Source organism: Massilia sp. BHUDP2 (assembly GCF_046236355.1).
In the GTDB taxonomy this organism is placed as follows: Bacteria; Pseudomonadota; Gammaproteobacteria; order Burkholderiales; family Burkholderiaceae_D; genus Telluria; species Telluria varians.
Window position 1 is genome coordinate 209177 of the sequence record NZ_JBJUVW010000003.1, and the last position, 18131, is coordinate 227307.

Below are 18131 nucleotides of genomic sequence, written 5' to 3' on the forward strand. Positions count from 1 at the left end.
GCAAACCCGGCAGCACGGAACTTAACTGGAAAATATTAAGCAACTTGCTGAATGCCGGCGAGTACCCAGCCGCCCTGGCCGGACAGCGGCTTGGACATGTTCCACACTTCCACGAAGGGCTCGGCCGGCGCGTTCGGGGCGGTACGGATCATGCCATTGAACTGCACGCTGGCCAGGTAGTCGGTGGCGGTGGTCTCGATGCCCAGCAGCTGGCCGTCGATCGTCACCACGTCGGTGAAGTCGGTGGCGCCGTTGCGTTCCTGGATCTGCATCTTCAGCTCGGCGAACACTTCCGGCGAGGTGAACTCGCGCAGGTCGTTGGTGTCGCCACGGTCCCAGGCGGCCTGCATGCGGATGAAGGACGCTTTCGCATGGCGCAGGAAGGCGTCCTGGTCGAAGTCGGCCGGCACGCCCCACTGCTGGTGCGCCGCAGGCGCTGCCGCATCAGGCTTGCCCAGCGAGACGCCGCCGAACCCGTTCTGGCTCTGGAAACCCGCCGGCTGGCGCAGACCGGAACCGATTTCCGGGGTCGCGACCGCACCGGCAGCCGGATTCGGCGAAGCGCCGGCCGGCACCGGGTTGGTGTAGCCGCCGCCGAAGGCCGGGTTGGCCGGGGTGTCCTTGCGGCGGAACATGCGCACGATGAACAGCACGGCCAGCACCAAGAGGCCGATCATGAGGATCGCCGAGATCGCGCTCGCCAGGGCGCCGCCGATGCCGAAGTGCGACAGCAGCGCACCCAGGCCGAGGCCCAGCAGGGCGCCGCCGAGGATGCCCTTCCACATGCTCGGGCGCTTGGCCTGGGCAGCGGCCGCACCGGCGGCGCCGGCGGCAGCCGGCGCCGCGGCAGGCGCGCGCTGCGGCTGCATGCCCGGGGTCGGCGCCGGGGCCGGGGCCTGCATCTGCTTCACGGGCTGCGACTGGCGGCCGATCGAGCGCTTGCCGCCCATCGGGCGTGCAGTGGCTTCCGCGATCATCGAGACCGCGGTGAGCGCCAGAACCATGGTTGCCACGAATTTTTTCATCTTTGCTTCCTCTGTCATCCTACAGTTTGATACCGGTGTGCAGTGCAGCCACACCCGCTGTCAGGTTGTGGTACTGGACCCGCTCCAGTCCCGCGTCGAGCATCATGGACTTCAGGGTTTCCTGGTCCGGATGCATGCGGATCGATTCTGCCAGGTAGCGATAGCTCTCGGCATCGCCCGCGATCTTCTGGCCCAGCCACGGAAGTACCGAGAACGAATACAGGTCGTAGGGCTTCTGCAGCGGCTCGATGACCTTCGAGAATTCCAGCACCAGCAGCTTGCCGCCCGGCTTGAGCACGCGGCGCATTTCCGCCAGCGCCTGGTCCTTGTGCGTCATGTTGCGCAAGCCGAAGGCCACGCTGACCCGGTCGAAATAATTGTCCGGGAAGGGCAGCTTCTCTGCATCACACAGCAAAGTTGGGGTCACCAGGCCCTTATTCAATAGTCTATCCCGGCCCACGCGCAGCATCGATTCGTTGATGTCGGTGAGCCAGACCTCGCCGGTGCGGCCCGCCTGCCTGGCGAAGGCCTTGGCCAGGTCGCCGGTGCCGCCGGCGATGTCGAGCACCTTGAAGCCCGGACGCACGCCCGCCTGGGCGATCGTGAACATCTTCCAGGCGCGGTGCAGGCCGGCCGACATCAGGTCGTTCATGACGTCGTATTTCGATGCGACCGAATGGAAGACCTTGGCGACTTCCTGGACCTTCTGGTCCTCGGCGACGGTCTTGTAGCCGAAGTGGGTGGTATTGGTCATATGTGCTTGCGGTGTAGGGTTGCCAACATTATACAAGCTGGCCGCGCCGGCGCCGTTTGGCGGGCCGGGCACGCTCCGATAGCGTTTCTGACAATATTGCAGCTCTTGTATAATCGTCAAATTGCATAGATAGCGGCTTTCCAGCCATCCCATGCGTATCCGCAGCCGTCTCCTGATCCTGGTCCTGGCAATCCTGGTTCCCTCCTTCATCGCAGCCGCGCTCGCGGTCAGCTACGTCTATCGGGAAGAGCAGAAATCGCAGGTGCAGAGCGTGAGCGAGGCCACCCGCGCCTTTGCCCTGATGGTCGACAATGAACTGCATGCGCGTACCGCGGTCCTGCACACCCTGGCCGTCGCCCCTTCCCTGCGCCAGGGCGACCTGCGCGAATTCTACGAACATGCGCGCAGCATGGCGCCGGCATGGGACACTGTGATTGTGCTGGCCGACCTGGATGGCAGGCAGCTGATCAACACACGCAAGCCCTTCGGCGCGGCGCTGCCGACCCGGCGCTCGTCCAACATCGGCGAACTGATGCAGCGAGGCGGCCCCGCGGCTACCTACGTGTCCGATGTCTTCATGGCGCCGATCGGCAAGATCTACGACTACAGCGTGCAGGTGCCGGTGATGGTGGACGGCGCCGTGCGCTACCACCTGCTGCTGGGCGTCAGCGTGGCGAGCCTGCAAAAGCTGGTGGAGCGCCAGCATTTCCGTACCGAATGGACTGCCACCGTCGTCGACCGCAAGGGCGTGGTGCTGGCCCGTTCGCGCCAGCCGGAACAGTTCGTCGGCAAGCCGGTGCGCAATTACAGCCGCGAGATCCTGAGCCGCTCCCGCGAGGGTATCTACCCGAGCCGCACCCTTGACGGAATCGACGTGCGCGCTTTCTTCAGCACGGTGCCCTTATCGGACTGGAAGGTCATTGTGAGCATCCCGGTGAGCGAAATCCGGCGCGTGCCGCTGGAAGCCGCGGCCATGCTGGCCGGGCTGATGGCGGCCCTGCTCGCCGCCGGCGTGCTGGCGGCGCGCTGGCTGGCGCGGCGCGCGATCGGGCCGATCGAACATCTTGGCCTTGCCGCCGACGAACTCGGCCAGGGCAAGGAACCGGGTTACCGCCCCCAGGGCATCGTCGAGATCGACAACGTGGCGCAGCGCATGCTCGATGCCGGACGGCAAATCCGCCAGGCGCAGCAGGACCTCGAGCAGCGCGTGGCCGAAGCCGTCGCCGCCACCGAACGGGCGCAGGGCGCCCTGCTCAAGTCGCAGAAGCTGGAGGCGCTGGGCCGCCTGACCGGCGGCATCGCCCATGAGTTCAACAACCTGCTGCAGACCCTGAGCACGGCGCTGCAGCTGGCCGAATTCAGGAACAAGGACGACAAGGTAGGCGGCCTGCTGCAGACCTGCAAGAAGACCGTGCAGCGCGCCGCCGCCCTCACCGGCCAGCTCGGCTCCTTCGGCCGGATCCAGGAAGCGCGCCAGGAAACGGTGGATGCCTGCCAGCAGCTGCGCAGCGCGCGCCAGCTGATGAGCGGCGCCCTGCGCGCCGACATCGCGCTGCAGATCGACTGCGACGAGCCGGCCTGGCCGATCAAGGTCGAGCCCCTGCAGTTCGAGCTGGCGCTGCTGAACCTGGCCGTCAATGCGCGCGACGCCATGCCGCACGGCGGCGTGCTGCGCATCGAGGCGCGCAATGTCGCCCTCGCCCATCCGCCCGCAGGTTCCGCCCTCGAGGCGCTGGCGCCCGGCGACTACGTGCGCCTGACCGTCAGCGATACCGGCAAGGGCATGGTGCCCGAGGTGCAGGCGCGCGCGCTCGATCCCTTCTATACCACCAAGGGCCAGGGCCAGGGCACTGGCCTGGGGCTGCCGCAGGCCTACGCCTTCGCCCTGCAGTCGCAAGGCCTGCTGCTGCTCGACAGCGAACCCGGCAAGGGCACGCGGGTGGACATCTGGCTGCCGCGCGCGCAACAGGCGGCGCAAGCGCCGACGCCTGCGCCGGCGGAAGCCCCGCTGCCGCGCGGCCGCGGCACCGTGCTGTTCGTCGAAGACGACCCGCTGGTGCGCGAAGCGGTCTCGCAGGCGCTCCAGGACGCCGGCTTCGAGGTGCTCGTCGCGCATGACGGCGAGCAAGCCGTGGCTCTGCTCGAGGGCGGCGCCCGTCCCGCCGTGGTGTTCTCCGACATCGTCATGCCGGGCAGCGTGAGCGGCATCGACCTGGCCGCCATCGTGCGCCAGCGCGACCCCGGCTTGCCGGTGGTGCTGGCCACCGGCTACACCGAACGCCAGCCGGCGATTCCCGGCGTACGGGTGCTCGCCAAACCCTATCCGATCGAGCGCCTGGTCAGCCTGCTGGCCAGTGCTGCCGCCAGCAGCAAAACTGAAGTAATGCTGTAAGGCATTGATTCTTGTAGGAATTTTTTCGATGCAGATTACCAACTCAACAATATTTGTGCGCCAAAGAGTGGCCGCTTCTGGTTAAATGACAGTCAACGCGGTGTCGGACGAATCCGGCATTTCCTGTCCGATGTTTTTACCTAAGCCTCGGGCATCCGGCCGACATCGTCGCCTGCATGACCAGTAATAACGAATAAGAACGAGGTTAATGTGTCGGTCAAACGACTCTTATGCATCACCAACGAAGGGAATGCGGGCATGCGCGCCGCCTGCGGCGACCTGCGAGGCTGGGACGTATGCACGGTCGACAGTATCGCGGCTGCGCGCAAGGTGCTTGCACAGCAGCACTACGCGGTCGGGTTGCTGCTCGACGGCGACGGCAGCCTCGAGCATGACGAGACGGAACGCTTCCTGCAGCAGCACCATCACATCCGCTGGATCGGCGTATTCGGCCCCGACCTGCTGCACCGTCCGCAGCTGCGCCAGGCCATCGCCACCCACCTGTGCGATTTCCATACCCGTCCGGTCGACACCGTGCGCCTGCACCATTCGCTCGGCCACGCGCACGGCATGGCCATGCTGGCCAGGTCCACGCCGCCGCACAAGCGCGCTTCCAGCGCGCGCCACATCGACGGCGACTCAGTGGCGATCCGGCGCCTGCGCGCCCACATCGACAAGATCGCCGCAGTCGATGCGCCGGTGCTGATCTCGGGAGAAAGCGGCAGCGGCAAGGAACTGGCGGCGCAGGAAATCCACGCGCAATCGCCGCGCGCCGGCGGGCCTTTCATCGCCATCAATTGCGCCGCGATTCCGCCCTCGCTGATCCACTCCGAGCTGTTCGGCTACGAGCGCGGCGCCTTTACCGGCGCGGCAAAGGACAAGCCGGGCCTGATCGAAGCGGCTTCCGGCGGCAGCATCTTCCTGGACGAGATCGGCGACCTGCCGCTCGACCTGCAGGCCAGCCTGCTGCGCTTCCTGCAGGAACGCACCATCTACCGCGTGGGCGGCACCCGAACGGTGGCGGTCGACGCGCGCGTGATCACCGCCACCCACGTCGACCTGCCCAAGGCGGTGGCCGCGGGACGCTTCCGCGAAGACCTGTATTACCGGCTCAGCGTGTTCCCGATCCGGGTACCGCCGCTGCGCGAGCGCAAGGAAGACCTGCCCTTGCTCACCGAGATCATTTTTAACAAATTTGCCGATGAGAAGAGCCCGCAGCTCAAGGGCATCAGCAAGCAGGCCCTGCGCGCCATGGCCCAGCACGACTGGCCGGGCAATATCCGCGAGCTGATCAACCGCATGCGGCGCGCCATGGTGCTCGCCGAGCACCGTCTCATCATGCCGGAAGACCTCGAGCTGGCGCCACAGGACGACGCCATCATCCTGCGTGACGACCTCGACCACTCGCGCGGCAGCGCGGAACGCACCGCCATCTGGAACAGCCTGGCCAAGTGCGGCAACAACATCAGCCAGGCGGCGCGCGAACTCGGTGTCTCGCGCATGACGCTGTATCGCCTGATGGCCAAGCACTCGATCGCTCCCTGATCACGCTGGTCCCCGGCGCTTTCCCCCTCTTTTTTTCCTACATTCTCGAAGCAAGCGCAATTCCGCGTTTGCTTCTGCACGCCTGTGCGCGCTGTTACAGGGTGATACAGTCTGGTGACAATCTTGTTACAACTGTCACAGTTTTGAGACAGCTTTTTTCAGAGTTATTGAACTGCCTCATCAACTTAGTCCTACAAGCTTGCTCAGCATAAAAATCATCAGATTAATCAAAGACTTGCAAGATTTTAAAGAGCTGGCACGCAAACTGCTATGAGGGAGATGGACCGGTGACATGGAACGCCGGGCATTTCAACTTTTCAGTGACACACTTAGGGGAGTAACAGATGAAGCGCACTATTCTGGCGATCGCGATCGCTTCGGCATTTGGTCTGGCCCACGCACAAGACGGCAACACCACCGTCGACCGCGTCCGCGGCGACAACACGCAAACCACCAATATCGACCGTTCGAACAACAGCACGAACACGACCGACAACACCAACAACAGCACCCGTACCAACACCACGACCAATACCGACAACAGCGATCGCTCGAATAACAGCGACAACTCGGACAACAGCACCCGCACGAACACGACCACGAACACGACCAACACCGACCGTTCGGACAACAGCGACCGTTCGAACAACAGCGACAACTCGGACAACAGCACCCGCACGAACACGACCACGACCAATACCGACCGTTCGGACAATAGCGACCGTTCGGACAACAGCGACCGTTCGGACAACAGCACCACCACGAACACCACCAACACCAACAACTCGCGCGACGCTTCGGGCCAGAACCGCAGCTCGGGCAACGCTTCCGCTTCGGCTGCCGGCGCAGCTGCCGCCAACAACGGCGGCAACGCGACCTCGAGCATGAGCAACTCCTACAACACCTCGAGCGCCAATTCGATCAGCAACCTGACCGGTGAAGTCAGCGGCAACCGTATCAACAACATCGGCAACGTCGCCAACAGCAGCGGCAACGCCAACGGCGCGGCAGGCTACGGCGCGGCAGGCGGCGTGGCCACCGGCGGCGAGGCAAACGGTGCTGCAGGTGCAGCCGGCGGTGCAGCCGGTAGCGCCAACGGCGCATCGGCCGGCGCAGGCGGCCAGGGCATCAGCGGCGGCGCCTCGAGCGGCGCAGCCTCGGTCGGCAACGCAGCCGGCGGCGCAGGCGGCGCAGGCGGCAACACCGGTAACGCATCGAGCGGCATGGGCGGCTCGGGCGCAGCGGGCGGCATGGGCGGCTCGGGTGCAGCCGGCGGCATGGGCGGTGCAGGCGCAGGCGGCAACGCCGGCGGCGCAGGCGCGGCTGGCGGTTCGGGCGGCTTCGGCGGCGGCTCGACCGCTACCGGCGGCATGGGCGGCGGCTCGGGCGCCACCGGCGGCCTGGGCGGTGCTTCGGGCGCCACCGGCGGCATGGGCGGCGCGGGCGCCTCGGGCGGTGCAGGCACTGGCGGCCTGGGCGGCGACGCAACCGGCGGCGCAGGCGGCGCAACCGGCGCCCTCGACGGCGGCAACGGCGGCAACAACGGCGGCGCAACCGCAGGTAACGGCGGCATGGGCGGCGGCTCGGGCGCCACCGGCGGTGCAGGCGCAGCCGGCGGCCTCGGCGGCATGGGCGGCGCAGGCGGCTCCTCGTCGGGCTCGACCCAGAACGCATCGAGCGGCGCCGGCACCGGCGGCGCAGGCCAGGGCGACAACGGCGCCTCGAGCGGCGCGGTGATGCCTGGCACCGAAGGCGGCGCAGGCGGCACCAGCGGCGCTGCCAACGGCACCGCCGGTTCGGTGACCTCGGGCGCCGGCACCAACGGCGACACCATGAACACCGGCGGCGACTCGACCGGCGGCGCAGGCGGCGCAGGCGCAGCAGGCGGCGCAGGCGGCTCGGGCGCTTCGGGCACCTCGACCGGCGGCGCAGGCGCAGCCGGCGGCGCAGCAACCGGCGGCACCGGCGGTGCCGGCGCAGCCCTGAGCGGCACCGGCGGTGCTGCTGGTTCGGGCACCGGCGGCGCCGGCGCTTCGGGCACCGGCGGTGAAGGCGGCGCAGGCGGCGCAGGCGCAGCAGGCACCTCGACCGGCGGCGCAGGCGCAGCCGGCACCTCGACCGGCGGCGCAGGCGCTTCGGGCACCTCGACCGGCGGCGCAGGCGCAGCGGGCGGTGAAGGCGGCATGGGCGGCGCAGGCGGCTCGGGCGGCGACGGCGGCGCCGGCGCGGCAGGCGGTTCGGGTGCTGCAGGCGGCGCAGGCGGTTCGGGCGCAGCCAGCGGCGCAGCCTCGAACACCAGCGGCAGCGGCGCAGCAGCCGGCGACGCCACCAACGGCGATTCGACCAGCGGCAGCGGCACCTCGGGCGCCAGCACCGGCGGTAACGGCGGCGAAGGCGGCATGGGCGGCACCTCGACCGGCGGCGCCGGCGGCGCAGGCGGCACCACCACCGGCGGCGAAGCCATGGCCGGCAACGGCGGCAACGGTACCGGCGGCAACGGCGGCACCCAGTCGGTGACTACCGGCGCCTTCGACATGTCGAACACCATGTCGAACATCGCCCAGTCGGCAGCCGGCGTCTCCGTGATCAGCCAGAACAACGGCTTCTCCTCGCTGATCCAGCAAAGCGTCAACGTTCAGTCGAACATGAACGTGGGCAGCGGCCAGTAAGACCAGCAGTCACCGCCGCGCGGCATCCGCCGCGCGGCGGTTTTTCGGAATCGAGGAGAGTGCTTATGAAACCTGTGAACCGATTCGTGCTGGCGGCGCTTGTCGCGCTCCCGCTGGCGGTCCAGGCCGCCGACCAGGAGAAGCTGCCGATCAAGCTCGACTTCCTGGCCGAAGTGAACGTGGCCCCGGCAACACGCAGCGAGGCCGGCATCTGGGGCGAAGCCGTCACCAGCGAACGCCTGGGACGCACTTCCGGCAAGGACGACACCATGCATAGCGAAGCGGTGCTGGGCGGCACGGTGGGCAACAACACCGCAGTGAATACGGTCAGCGGCAACAACGTCATCGACAGCGGTTCGTTCGCGAACGCGCAAGGCCTGCCGATGGTGATTCAGAACAGCGGTTCGAACGTGCTGATCCAGAACGCCACCGTCATCAACCTGCGCCTGCAATAGGCATGAAGGCTTTATGAAAACGTACGTCGCCATCTGTGCCGCCGTGGGCGGCATCTTGCTGGCACCCGGGTGCCTGGCATCGAGCATCGAGCTGGCCGTCGGCCAGCGCGCCACGGTGCCGGTCACCTCTCTCAAAGAGATCAAGTTTCGCAAGACCACCCGCCAGCAGTTCGACTTCAGCTGCGGCTCGGCCGCCCTGGCCACGCTGCTGACCTACCACTACGACACCCCGGTGACCGAGAAGGAAGTCTTCGAGAAGATGTTCCTCACCGGCGACCAGGCCAAGATCCGCCAGCAGGGCTTCTCCATGCTCGACATGAAGCGCTACCTGGCCACCCGCGGCTTCGTCGGCGACGGCTTCCAGCAGCCGCTCGACAAGCTGCTCGAGGCGAAACTGCCGGCGATCGTCCTGATCAGCGACCGCGGCTACAACCACTTCGTGGTGATCAAGGGCGCCGAGGATGGCCGCATCCTGCTGGGCGATCCGTCCAGCGGGGCCCGCTCGGTGACGCGCGAACGCTTCATGGAACTGTGGGCCAACAAGCTGCTGTTCGTGGTGCACCGCTACCCGAACACGATCGCCAAAGCCGGCTTCAACGGCGCCGACGACTGGCGCGCCGCGCCGCGCGCGCCGCTCGGCACCGGCATCAACCAGGAACAATACAGCCAGGGCCTGCCGAAGTTCGGCCCCGGCGATTTTTGAGAGGAATGCCATGGACTGGCTCATCAGCTGGCCGAAATTCGCATGCCGGGCCCTCGCGGCCACGCTGCTGGCCGGAGCCTGCGGTGCAGCGCTCGCCCAGGGGAAGGTGGCCGTGATCGCCGCCGAGGAATGGGCGCCGGTCGACGAACAGACGCTCGACGCCAACCGCGGCGGCTTCGAAATGCCGGGCGGCCTGAATATCTCGCTCGGGATCGAGCGCGTGGTATCCGTCAACGGCGAGATCCTGTCGCGCACCAACGTCGCCATTCCCGACGTCGCCTCGATGAATGCCGAGCAGCTGATGCAGGCGCGCGACGCGCTCGGTACGGCGCGCCTGATCCAGATCGGCGGCAGCAACTTCGCGCCCAACGACATCGGCCTGGGCAGCGGCGCCACCCTGGTCCAGAACAGCCTGGACCACCAGGCCATCATGGCCCAGACGACCATCAGCTCGACGGTCAACAGCATGGCGCTCATCAAAGACCTCAATTTTCACTCAACAATTCGGGATGCAATCGTGCGCTCGGCAGGAAGCCTGTAACATTGCAATATTATTAATTTGCCGATGGAGAAACGCATGCCCACCCACGTCGCGCGCCTAGGCGCCGCGAGCCTCGCGGCAATGCTGCTGGCCCCTGTCGCCCAAGCCCAGGGGACGCCTGCCGCCGAACCGGACAAGGCTGCCGAACTGGCCACGCTGAAGGCCGAACTGGCCGCCCAGCGCGAACTGGTCGACCGCCTGATGCGCGAAGTGCAGGCGCAGCGCGCCAAGATCGACCGCATCGAGGAAAGGCGCGACGACGCCCGCCCGGTGCTGGCCGAGAACCTGGAACTGCCTCCACGCGTCGACGACCTGCTGCTGTCCGAGCAGCGCGGCACCGGCGGCCAGAACACCCAGAACAACCAGCCGGCCCCGGCGCAGAACAACGCCCCGCGCACCGCGCAGAACAATAACGCGCCGGGCAACGGCCGGCCGCCCTCGACCCCGGCGCCGGTCGTGCCCGGCCCTGCCCCGGCCCAGCCGGCCGCGCGGCCGCCGGCCCAGGCGAACACGGCCAGCCGTATCCAGAACAACCAGAAGGACCAGCGCCCGCCGGAAGTGGCGCCGCTGTTCGAAGCCCCGGGCGTGCTGACGCCGCGCGGCAAGTACATCCTCGAACCCGCCCTGCAGTTCGGCTACTCGTCGAGCAACCGCGTGGCCCTGGTCGGCTACACCGTGATCCCGGCCCTCCTGATCGGCCTGGTGGACGTGCGCGAGGTCAAGCGCAACACCTTCACCGGCTCGCTCACCGGCCGCACCGGCCTGAACAACCGGATGGAAGTCGAGGTCAAGGTGCCCTACGTGTACCGTTCGGACGCCACCGTCAGCCGCGAGATCTTCACCGGCACCGCGGTCGAGCGCGTGTTCGACACCAGCGGCAAGGCGCTGGGCGACGTCGAAATCGCCGGCCGCTACCAGCTGAACAACGGCGGCCCGGACAAGGCCTATTACATCGGCGGCCTGCGCTACAAGTCGACCACCGGCAAGGACCCGTTCGAAGTCGTCACCGACTGCCAGACCCGCTGCATCGGCGAGAACGTGACCGGCACTGGCCTGCCGCTGTCGCTGCCGACCGGCTCGGGCTTCCACTCGCTGCAGGGCAGCCTGACCTGGCTGTTCCCGTCCGACCCGGCGGTCTTCTTCGGCAACCTCAGCTACCTGCACAACTTCAAGCGCAGCAACGTGCAGCGCCTGGTGCGCAACGGCATCCGCGAACCGCTGGGCGAGCTGGCGCCGGGCGCGATCATCGGCTTCAACTTCGGCATGGGCCTGGCGCTGAACGACAAGGCCTCGCTCAGCCTCGGCTACGACCACAGCACGGTGGCGCGCATGAAACAGAACGGCCGCACGGTACCGGGATCGGTAAGGACCCAGCTCGGCACCCTGCTGATCGGCTATTCCTACCGCTTCAACGAGAAACGCTCGCTGTCGGTGGCAGTGGGTGCCGGCGTGACGCGCGATACCCCGGACGTGTCGCTGACGATACGGATGCCGCTCAGTTTCTGATAGGTTTCTACCAGGTTTCTGATAGCTAGTAGGCCGCTGCCGGAGACCGGCGGCCCACACTGAAAAAAGGGAGGCGCACGATTGAAAAAAGTTCCTTCCCTTTTAAAAAATTGTCTCTATAATCATTTTTGCAATGTTGAGCACGCCGCTGGATCCACTACCTCCTGACGTCCGACAAAGCAATAACATAGATAAACTTCATTGAGGGAATTACCATGGCGACTGGCACTGTAAAGTGGTTTAACGATGCAAAAGGTTTCGGCTTCATCACCCCGGACGGCGGTGGCGAAGACGTCTTTGCACACTTCTCGGCCATCAACACCCAAGGCTTCAAGTCGCTGGCGGAAAACCAGCGCGTGAGCTTCGACATCACTGCAGGCCCGAAGGGCAAGCAGGCTGCGAACATCCAGCCACAGGCCTGAGACACCACTGCTGCGCTCCCCAGGGAGCGCGCCAAAAAAAAAGAGCACGTCGACAGACGTGCTCTTTATTTTTGTGGGCCCCGTTCAGGCAGCGGTCAGTGATGATGCCCGCAACCCGACTTCGGCGCCGCGCCCGGCACTTCGGTGCCCGGCGCGCGCCCGCTGTCGCCCGCGAAGCCGGCCGCATGCAGGCGGTCCAGGTATTGCTGCCACAGCGAAGCCTGCTCGCTGCCCAGCTTGTACAGGTAATCCCAGGTGAAGATGCCGCTGCCGTGGCCATCGTCGAACAGGGGCTTGATCGCGTAGTTGCCGACCGGTTCCACGCCGGTGATGCCGACCTCGCGCTTGCCGACCTGGAGCACTTCCTGGCCCGGGCCGTGGCCCTTGACTTCGGCCGAGGGCGAATACACGCGCATCAGCTCAAAAGGGATGGAAAAGCTGCTGCCGTCGTCGAAAGAGATGTCCAGCACGCGCGATTTCTGGCGCACGGCGATATCAAGTGGGTTGGGCATGGTGTCTCCTCTTATTCGTTGAAGTGCTTCGCGATCGCGGCGGCCAGGTCCGGCAGCAATGCGCGGCGCGCGGCCAGGACCTCGTCGTCCGTCCCGCGCGTGGCCTGGGCCCATACCGGCGCCGGGAAATGCGCATCGTCCGCATAGCGCGGAATGATATGCCAGTGCAGGTGCGGCACCACGTTGCCAAGGCTGGCCACATTGACCTTCAGCGGCTGCATGATTTCGCGCACCGCCTGCTCGACCTGGTAGACGGCCTCGTTGAGCAGCAGGCGGTCCTCATGCGACAGGTCGCTCATCTCGCGCACGTGCTCGCGCCAGATCACGCGGCAGAAGCCCGGGTAGGCGGCGTCGTCGACCAGGATGACCGAGAGCTTCTCGTCCTGCCAGACGACCGGCACCGTCAGATGGCACAGTTCGCAGCCGGGTTCGTGGCGCACTTCCTTCATACCAGCACCCTTTCGATGCCGCCGTTGTTGGCACGGGCGACGTAGTCGGGCATCCAGTTCTCGCCCAGCAGGTGGCGCGCCATCTCGACCACGATGTAGTCGGCGGTGGTGCCGGCGTCATGGTTGTAGCGCGACAGGCCCTGCAGGCAGGACGGGCAGCTGGTCAGGATCTTGACGTCGCCCTTGAAGCCGTCGTCGCGCAGTTTATCCGCGCCCTTCTCCATCTCGCCCTGCTTGCGCGAACGCACCTGGGTGGCGATGTCCGGACGGCTGATGGCGAACGTACCCGACTCGCCGCAGCAGCGGTCGTTCTTCTCAATCTTGACGTTGTCCACGGTGGAGACCAGCGCGTTCACGGTCTTGAGCGAATCCTGCATCTTCATCGGGGTGTGGCAGGGGTCGTGGTACATGTAGCGGGTGCCGGTGACGCCTTCCAGCTTCACCCCTTTCTCCATCAGGTATTCGTGGATGTCGATGAGGCGGCAGCCCGGGAAGATCTTGTCGAACTCGTAGTTCGCCAGCGAGTCGTAGCAGGTGCCGCACGACACCACGACCGTCTTGATGTCGAGGTAGTTCAGCGTGTTGGCCATGCGGTGGAACAGCACGCGGTTGTCCGTCACCATCTTGTCGGCCTTGTCGTACTGGCCTGCTCCCCGCTGGGGGTAGCCGCAGCACAGGTAGCCCGGCGGCAGCACGGTCTGCACGCCCACTTCCCACAGCATCGCCTGGGTGGCCAGTCCCACCTGCGAGAACAGGCGCTCCGAACCGCAGCCCGGGAAGTAGAACACGGCTTCGGTGTCGGCGTTGGTCGCCTTCGGGTTGCGGATGATCGGGATGACCTTGTCGTCCTCGATGTCCAGCAGCGCGCGCGCCGTCTTCTTCGGCAGGTTGCCCGGCATTTTCTTGTTGATGAAGTGGATCACCTGCTCGCGCACCGGCGCCTTGCCGGTGGTTGGGGGCGGCGCTTCCACCTGCGGCTTGGCCAGGCCGCGCAGCAGCTGGTTGCCCATGCGCTGGGCCTTGTAGCCCAGGTCCACCATGGCCTTGCGGGTCAGGTTGATGGTGGTCGGGTCGGTCGCGTTCAGGAAGAACATGGCGGCGCGGTTGGCCGGCTTGAAGCTGCGCTTGTCCATCTTGCGCAGCAGGTTACGCATGTTCATCGAGACGTCGCCGAAGTCGATGTTGACCGGGCACGGCGTCACGCACTTGTGACACACGGTGCAGTGGTCGGACACGTCTTCGAATTCTTCCCAGTGGCGGATCGAGACGCCGCGGCGGGTCTGCTCTTCGTAGAGGAAGGCTTCGATCAGCGCCGAGGTGGCCAGGATCTTGTCGCGTGGGGAGTACAGCAGGTTCGACTGCGGCACGTGGGTGGTGCAGACCGGCTTGCACTTGCCGCAGCGCAGGCAGTCCTTGATGCTGTTGGCGATCTCGCCGATGTCGCTCTGCTGCATGATGAGCGATTCGTGGCCCATCAGGCCGAAGGACGGGGTGTAGGCGTTGCGCAGGTCGGCCGATACCGCCGTCGTGTTCAGCAGCTTGCCCTTGTTGAAACGGCCTTCCGGATCGACACGTTCCTTGTAGTCGCGGAATTCGCGGATCTCGTCGTCGGTGAGGAATTCGAGCTTGGTGATGCCGATGCCGTGCTCGCCCGAGATCACGCCGTCCAGCGAACGCGCCAGCCGCATGATGCGCTCGACCGCGGCGTGCGCATCCTGCAGCATCGCGTAGTCGTCCGAGTTCACCGGCAGGTTGGTATGCACGTTGCCGTCGCCGGCGTGCATGTGCAGGGCCACGAACACGCGCGAGCGCAGCACGCGCTTGTGGATGGCCGTGCATTCGTCGAGGATGCATTTGTAGGCGGCGCCGTTGAAGATCTGGCGCAGCTGCGCACGCAGTTCCTGCTTCCAGGAGACGCGGATAGTGTGGTCCTGCACCACGTCGAACAGCAGCGCGTCCGGCTGGAGGCCGATGCGCTGGTCCAGGGTCGAGGACAGGTGGTCCAGGCCCAGCTCGTCCAGCTTGCCGCGCACGTCGACCAATTTCTGGTCGAGATTCGCGAGGATGAAGCTCCAGCGTGCATGGACCAGCTCCACCAGCGCCACCGCCTGCTGCGGGCGGTCGCCCAGGATCTCGTTGCGGTCGACGGTGTCGCCGGTGGCGTCGTCGCTCTTTTCGATCGGCAGGTGCTCGTTGGCGAGGTACTGGCGCAGCTCGCCGGCCAGCTGCAGCTTGTTCTTGATCGACAGCTCGACGTTGATGCGCTCGATGCCGTCGGTGTACTCGCCCATGCGGTTCAGCGGAATCACCACGTCTTCGTTGATCTTGAAGGCGTTGGTATGGCGCGCGATGGCCGCGGTGCGGGCGCGGTCGAGCCAGAATTTCTTGCGCGCTTCCGCGCTCACGGCGACGAAACCTTCGCCGACGCGGGTATTCGCCAGGCGCACCACTTCCGAGGCGGCGATGGCGACCGCGTTCTCGTCGTCGCCGACGATGTCGCCGAACAGCGCCATCTTGGGCAGCACGCCGCGCTTGGATTTGGTGGCATAGCCGACCGCGCGCAGGTAGCGCTCGTCCAGGTGCTCCAGGCCCGCCAGGCGAATGGTCGCGAAGGCCGGGTCGCCGTTCTTCGGCAGGCCGTCGAGGTAGTCCTTGATCTCGACGATCGACGGGATTGCGTCGCGCGCCTGGCCGAAGAATTCCAGCGCCACGGTGCGGGTGAACTTCGGCATCTTGTGCAGGATCCAGCGCGCCGAGGTGATCAAGCCATCGGTGCCCTCTTTCTGGATGCCCGGCAGGCCGGCCAGGAATTTGTCGGTGACGTCCTTGCCCAGGCCTTCCTTGCGGAAGCGGCGACCTTCGATGGTGAGCGTCTCCGTGCGGAACGGCGCGCCCTTGGCAGCGCCACGCGGCGTCGGATGGGTCCATTCGAGTTTGAAAGTGGCGACCGGGGCGTCGTGGATCTTGGACAGGTTGTGGTCCATGCGCGTGACTTCCAGCCAGTCGCCGTTCGGGTCGACCATGCGCCAGGAAGCCAGGTTGTCGAGCGCGGTGCCCCACAGGACGGCCTTCTTGCCGCCGGCGTTCATCGCGATGTTCCCGCCGATGCAGGACGCGTGGGCCGAGGTCGGGTCGACCGCGAACACGAAGCCCGCCTTTTCCGCCGCCTGCGACACGCGCTGGGTGACCACGCCGGCGTAGGTGTGGATGGTCGCGTATTCGCGGTCCACGCCCGGCAGGCGGCTCAATTCGACTTCACCGATACCGATCAGCTTTTCGGTGTTGATCACGGCCGACATCGGCGTGAGCGGAATGGCGCCGCCGGTGTAGCCGGTGCCGCCGCCGCGCGGGATGATGGTCAGGCCCAGTTCGATGCAGCCCTTGACCAGGCCGGCCATCTCCTCCTCGCTGTCGGGCAGCAGGACCAGGAAGGGGTATTCGACGCGCCAGTCGGTGGCGTCGGTGACGTGCGAGGTCCGGTGCATGCCGTCGAAGCGGATGTTGCGCTTGTCGGTGTAGGCGCCGAGCACCTGCTTGGCGCGCTTGCGCAGGTCGTAGGTCTCGCGGAACTCGCGCGCGAAATCGTCGACGGCCTTGCGGGCGGCGGCCAGGAGCTGTTCGACCGCGGCGCTGCGCGACGCGGAGGCTTCGGCATCGCCTTCGGCGGCGTCCACGCTCAGGCGGCGCTTGTCGACTTCGCCCAGGCGGTGGTGCAAGGCGTCGATCAGCTTCTGGCGGCGCTTCGGGTTGTCCAGCAGGTCGTCCTGCAGGTAGGGGTTGCGGCGCACCACCCAGATATCGCCCAGCACCTCGTACAGCATGCGCGCCGAGCGGCCGGTCTGGCGCGCCCCGCGCAGTTCGTCGAGCAGGCGCCACGAGGACTCGCCCAGCAGGCGGATCACGATCTCGCGATCGGAGAACGAGGTGTAGTTGTAGGGGATCTCGCGCAGTCGTGCAGGAGCATTGTCGGCGAGCAGGGTATGGATATGTGCGGGCGCGTTCATGAGATGCAGGGCGTCGGTCGGACGGGTCCGAAGGACGTTCATTCTAGCTTATTGCGCTGCACCACGCTGGACGCTGGCTAGAATCAAAAGAAAGGGCACGCAAGAAAATTTCAACAGCGGGCAAAAGATGCAAATTACGTTTGCAAAAAGCTGCCTAGATGCATCATTCGTTTGCATCCCGCCCACGAATGGCATATTGCATAAGGATGCTTCAGCGCTGCTGCGCCGGCGCCTGGCCGATCAGGCGCTCCAGCCGGGCCTTTGCTTGCTCGTTCATCTGGACCGAGCGCAGGCAGTCGACGACCTCGGCACGTACCGGCTCGCGCATGGTCAGGTTACAGGTATGGGCGAGTTCGACGAGAAAGTTGCGGTCCCCTTCCGGCATGGCGGCGATGCCCGGCCAGACCAGGCCGAGTTGCTCGTTGGTGGACTCCTTGTGCGAGCTCAGCATGTATTTGGCGCCGATGACACCGAACACTGCCAGGGCGACCAGGACGAGGAGCAGGGAAAGAAGGCTTGGGGGCTTGTTCATGGCCCGCATGATACCCGACTCGGCGTCAGGGCGGATCGTCGGCCAGGTCGGGCAGGCCGGCCAGCACCTGCTCGACCGTGTCGCAGCGCTCCAGCACCTCGACCACGACCGGCAGCGGTTCGGCCAGCACGCCGGGCAGGTCGCGTTCCTGCGGGTCGCTCAGGCTGAAGGCGAGCAGCTCGCGCGGCGGGTCGAAGCGGGCGTCGATGCCGGGCTTGTTGCCGCGCGGGTCGAGCCGGTACCAGCCAAGGTCCGCCAGCCAGACCGCGTTCAGCCCATGCAGGCAATACGGCGCGGCCCTATCGCCGGTCGCCAGGCGCTGGTAGCACAGGCCCGCCGGGATGCCGTTGGCCCTGAGCAGGGCCGCCAGCAGGTGGCTCTTGGCGTAGCAGAAGCCGGTACCGTGTTGCAGCACGCTTGAGGCGCGGCAGGTGACCGGATTGCGCCGGAAATCGGCGCTATGCGCGATCTCGTCGCGGACGAATTCGAAGCAGGCGCGCACGATGTCGGCTTCCGAGCTTGTCCCTGCCGCCAGGCGGCGGGCAGTGGCCGCTACGTCCGGATGATCGGCATCGATCCAGGTACTGGCGCCGAGGTAGGCTTGTAGTGCGCTGCGGTCCAT

15 protein-coding genes are annotated in these 18131 nt (G+C 66.3%); 8 read left to right on the forward strand and 7 right to left on the reverse strand.

Annotated elements, in window-relative coordinates; genetic code table 11:
- Window positions 1–35: 35 nt before the first annotated feature.
- Both ACK6C6_RS17715 and ubiE read right to left on the reverse strand, forming a co-directional pair.
- Window positions 36–1025, reverse strand: a complete 990-nt coding sequence (locus tag ACK6C6_RS17715) for a Tim44-like domain-containing protein (protein WP_209589167.1) — start codon at window positions 1023–1025, stop codon at window positions 36–38.
- A 19-nt stretch (window positions 1026–1044) separates the two neighbouring features.
- A complete protein-coding gene (gene ubiE / locus ACK6C6_RS17720) occupies window positions 1045–1779 on the reverse strand; it encodes a bifunctional demethylmenaquinone methyltransferase/2-methoxy-6-polyprenyl-1,4-benzoquinol methylase UbiE (protein WP_209589166.1) in 735 nt (244 codons plus the stop codon).
- Between the two features lie 151 nt (window positions 1780–1930).
- Here ubiE and ACK6C6_RS17725 point away from each other — a divergent pair, with 151 nt between their 5' ends.
- From ACK6C6_RS17725 to ACK6C6_RS17760, 8 genes are all read left to right on the forward strand, one after another.
- Complete coding sequence (locus ACK6C6_RS17725; protein WP_409268518.1) at window positions 1931–4171, forward strand: response regulator; 2241 nt, start codon at window positions 1931–1933, stop codon at window positions 4169–4171.
- A gap of 210 nt (window positions 4172–4381) precedes the next feature.
- Window positions 4382–5716: a sigma 54-interacting transcriptional regulator gene (locus ACK6C6_RS17730; RefSeq protein WP_409268520.1), complete on the forward strand. Its 1335-nt coding sequence runs from the start codon at window positions 4382–4384 to the stop codon at window positions 5714–5716.
- Between the two features lie 344 nt (window positions 5717–6060).
- On the forward strand, window positions 6061–8385 hold the full coding sequence (locus tag ACK6C6_RS17735; protein ID WP_409268522.1) for a hypothetical protein: 2325 nt from the start codon (window positions 6061–6063) through the stop codon (window positions 8383–8385).
- Between the two features lie 65 nt (window positions 8386–8450).
- Window positions 8451–8840, forward strand: a complete 390-nt coding sequence (locus ACK6C6_RS17740; RefSeq protein ID WP_209589162.1) for a hypothetical protein — start codon at window positions 8451–8453, stop codon at window positions 8838–8840.
- A gap of 13 nt (window positions 8841–8853) precedes the next feature.
- The gene (locus ACK6C6_RS17745) at window positions 8854–9543 is read left to right on the forward strand and encodes a C39 family peptidase (protein WP_036208728.1); all 690 of its coding nucleotides are present in this window, start codon (window positions 8854–8856) and stop codon (window positions 9541–9543) included.
- A gap of 10 nt (window positions 9544–9553) precedes the next feature.
- Window positions 9554–10084 (forward strand): hypothetical protein, encoded by a 531-nt coding sequence (locus ACK6C6_RS17750; RefSeq protein ID WP_209589161.1) that lies wholly within the window; start codon window positions 9554–9556, stop codon window positions 10082–10084.
- 36 nt (window positions 10085–10120) lie between these two features.
- Window positions 10121–11590, forward strand: coding sequence for a hypothetical protein (locus ACK6C6_RS17755; protein ID WP_209589160.1), 1470 nt, complete (start codon window positions 10121–10123; stop codon window positions 11588–11590).
- 215 nt (window positions 11591–11805) lie between these two features.
- The gene (locus ACK6C6_RS17760; protein WP_027865721.1) at window positions 11806–12012 is read left to right on the forward strand and encodes a cold-shock protein; all 207 of its coding nucleotides are present in this window, start codon (window positions 11806–11808) and stop codon (window positions 12010–12012) included.
- A gap of 95 nt (window positions 12013–12107) precedes the next feature.
- On the opposite strand, the gene ACK6C6_RS17765 is transcribed toward ACK6C6_RS17760, so the two are convergent.
- The 5 genes from ACK6C6_RS17765 to ACK6C6_RS17785 all read right to left on the reverse strand — a co-directional run bounded on the left by ACK6C6_RS17765 (window position 12108) and on the right by ACK6C6_RS17785 (window position 18131).
- Entirely contained in the window at window positions 12108–12524 is a 417-nt protein-coding gene (locus ACK6C6_RS17765) for a gamma-butyrobetaine hydroxylase-like domain-containing protein (protein ID WP_209589159.1), read from the reverse strand.
- Window positions 12525–12535: 11 nt separating this feature from the next.
- On the reverse strand, window positions 12536–12973 hold the full coding sequence (locus ACK6C6_RS17770; RefSeq protein ID WP_409268526.1) for an HIT family protein: 438 nt from the start codon (window positions 12971–12973) through the stop codon (window positions 12536–12538).
- Window positions 12970–16977, reverse strand: coding sequence for a DUF3683 domain-containing protein (locus ACK6C6_RS17775; RefSeq protein ID WP_409269192.1), 4008 nt, complete (start codon window positions 16975–16977; stop codon window positions 12970–12972). The genes ACK6C6_RS17770 and ACK6C6_RS17775 overlap by 4 nt, the downstream gene beginning before the upstream one ends.
- A 211-nt stretch (window positions 16978–17188) precedes the next feature.
- Window positions 17189–17509, reverse strand: coding sequence for a hypothetical protein (locus ACK6C6_RS17780; RefSeq protein ID WP_409268528.1), 321 nt, complete (start codon window positions 17507–17509; stop codon window positions 17189–17191).
- 25 nt (window positions 17510–17534) lie between these two features.
- Window positions 17535–18131 (reverse strand): transglutaminase-like domain-containing protein, encoded by a 597-nt coding sequence (locus ACK6C6_RS17785; protein ID WP_409268530.1) that lies wholly within the window; start codon window positions 18129–18131, stop codon window positions 17535–17537.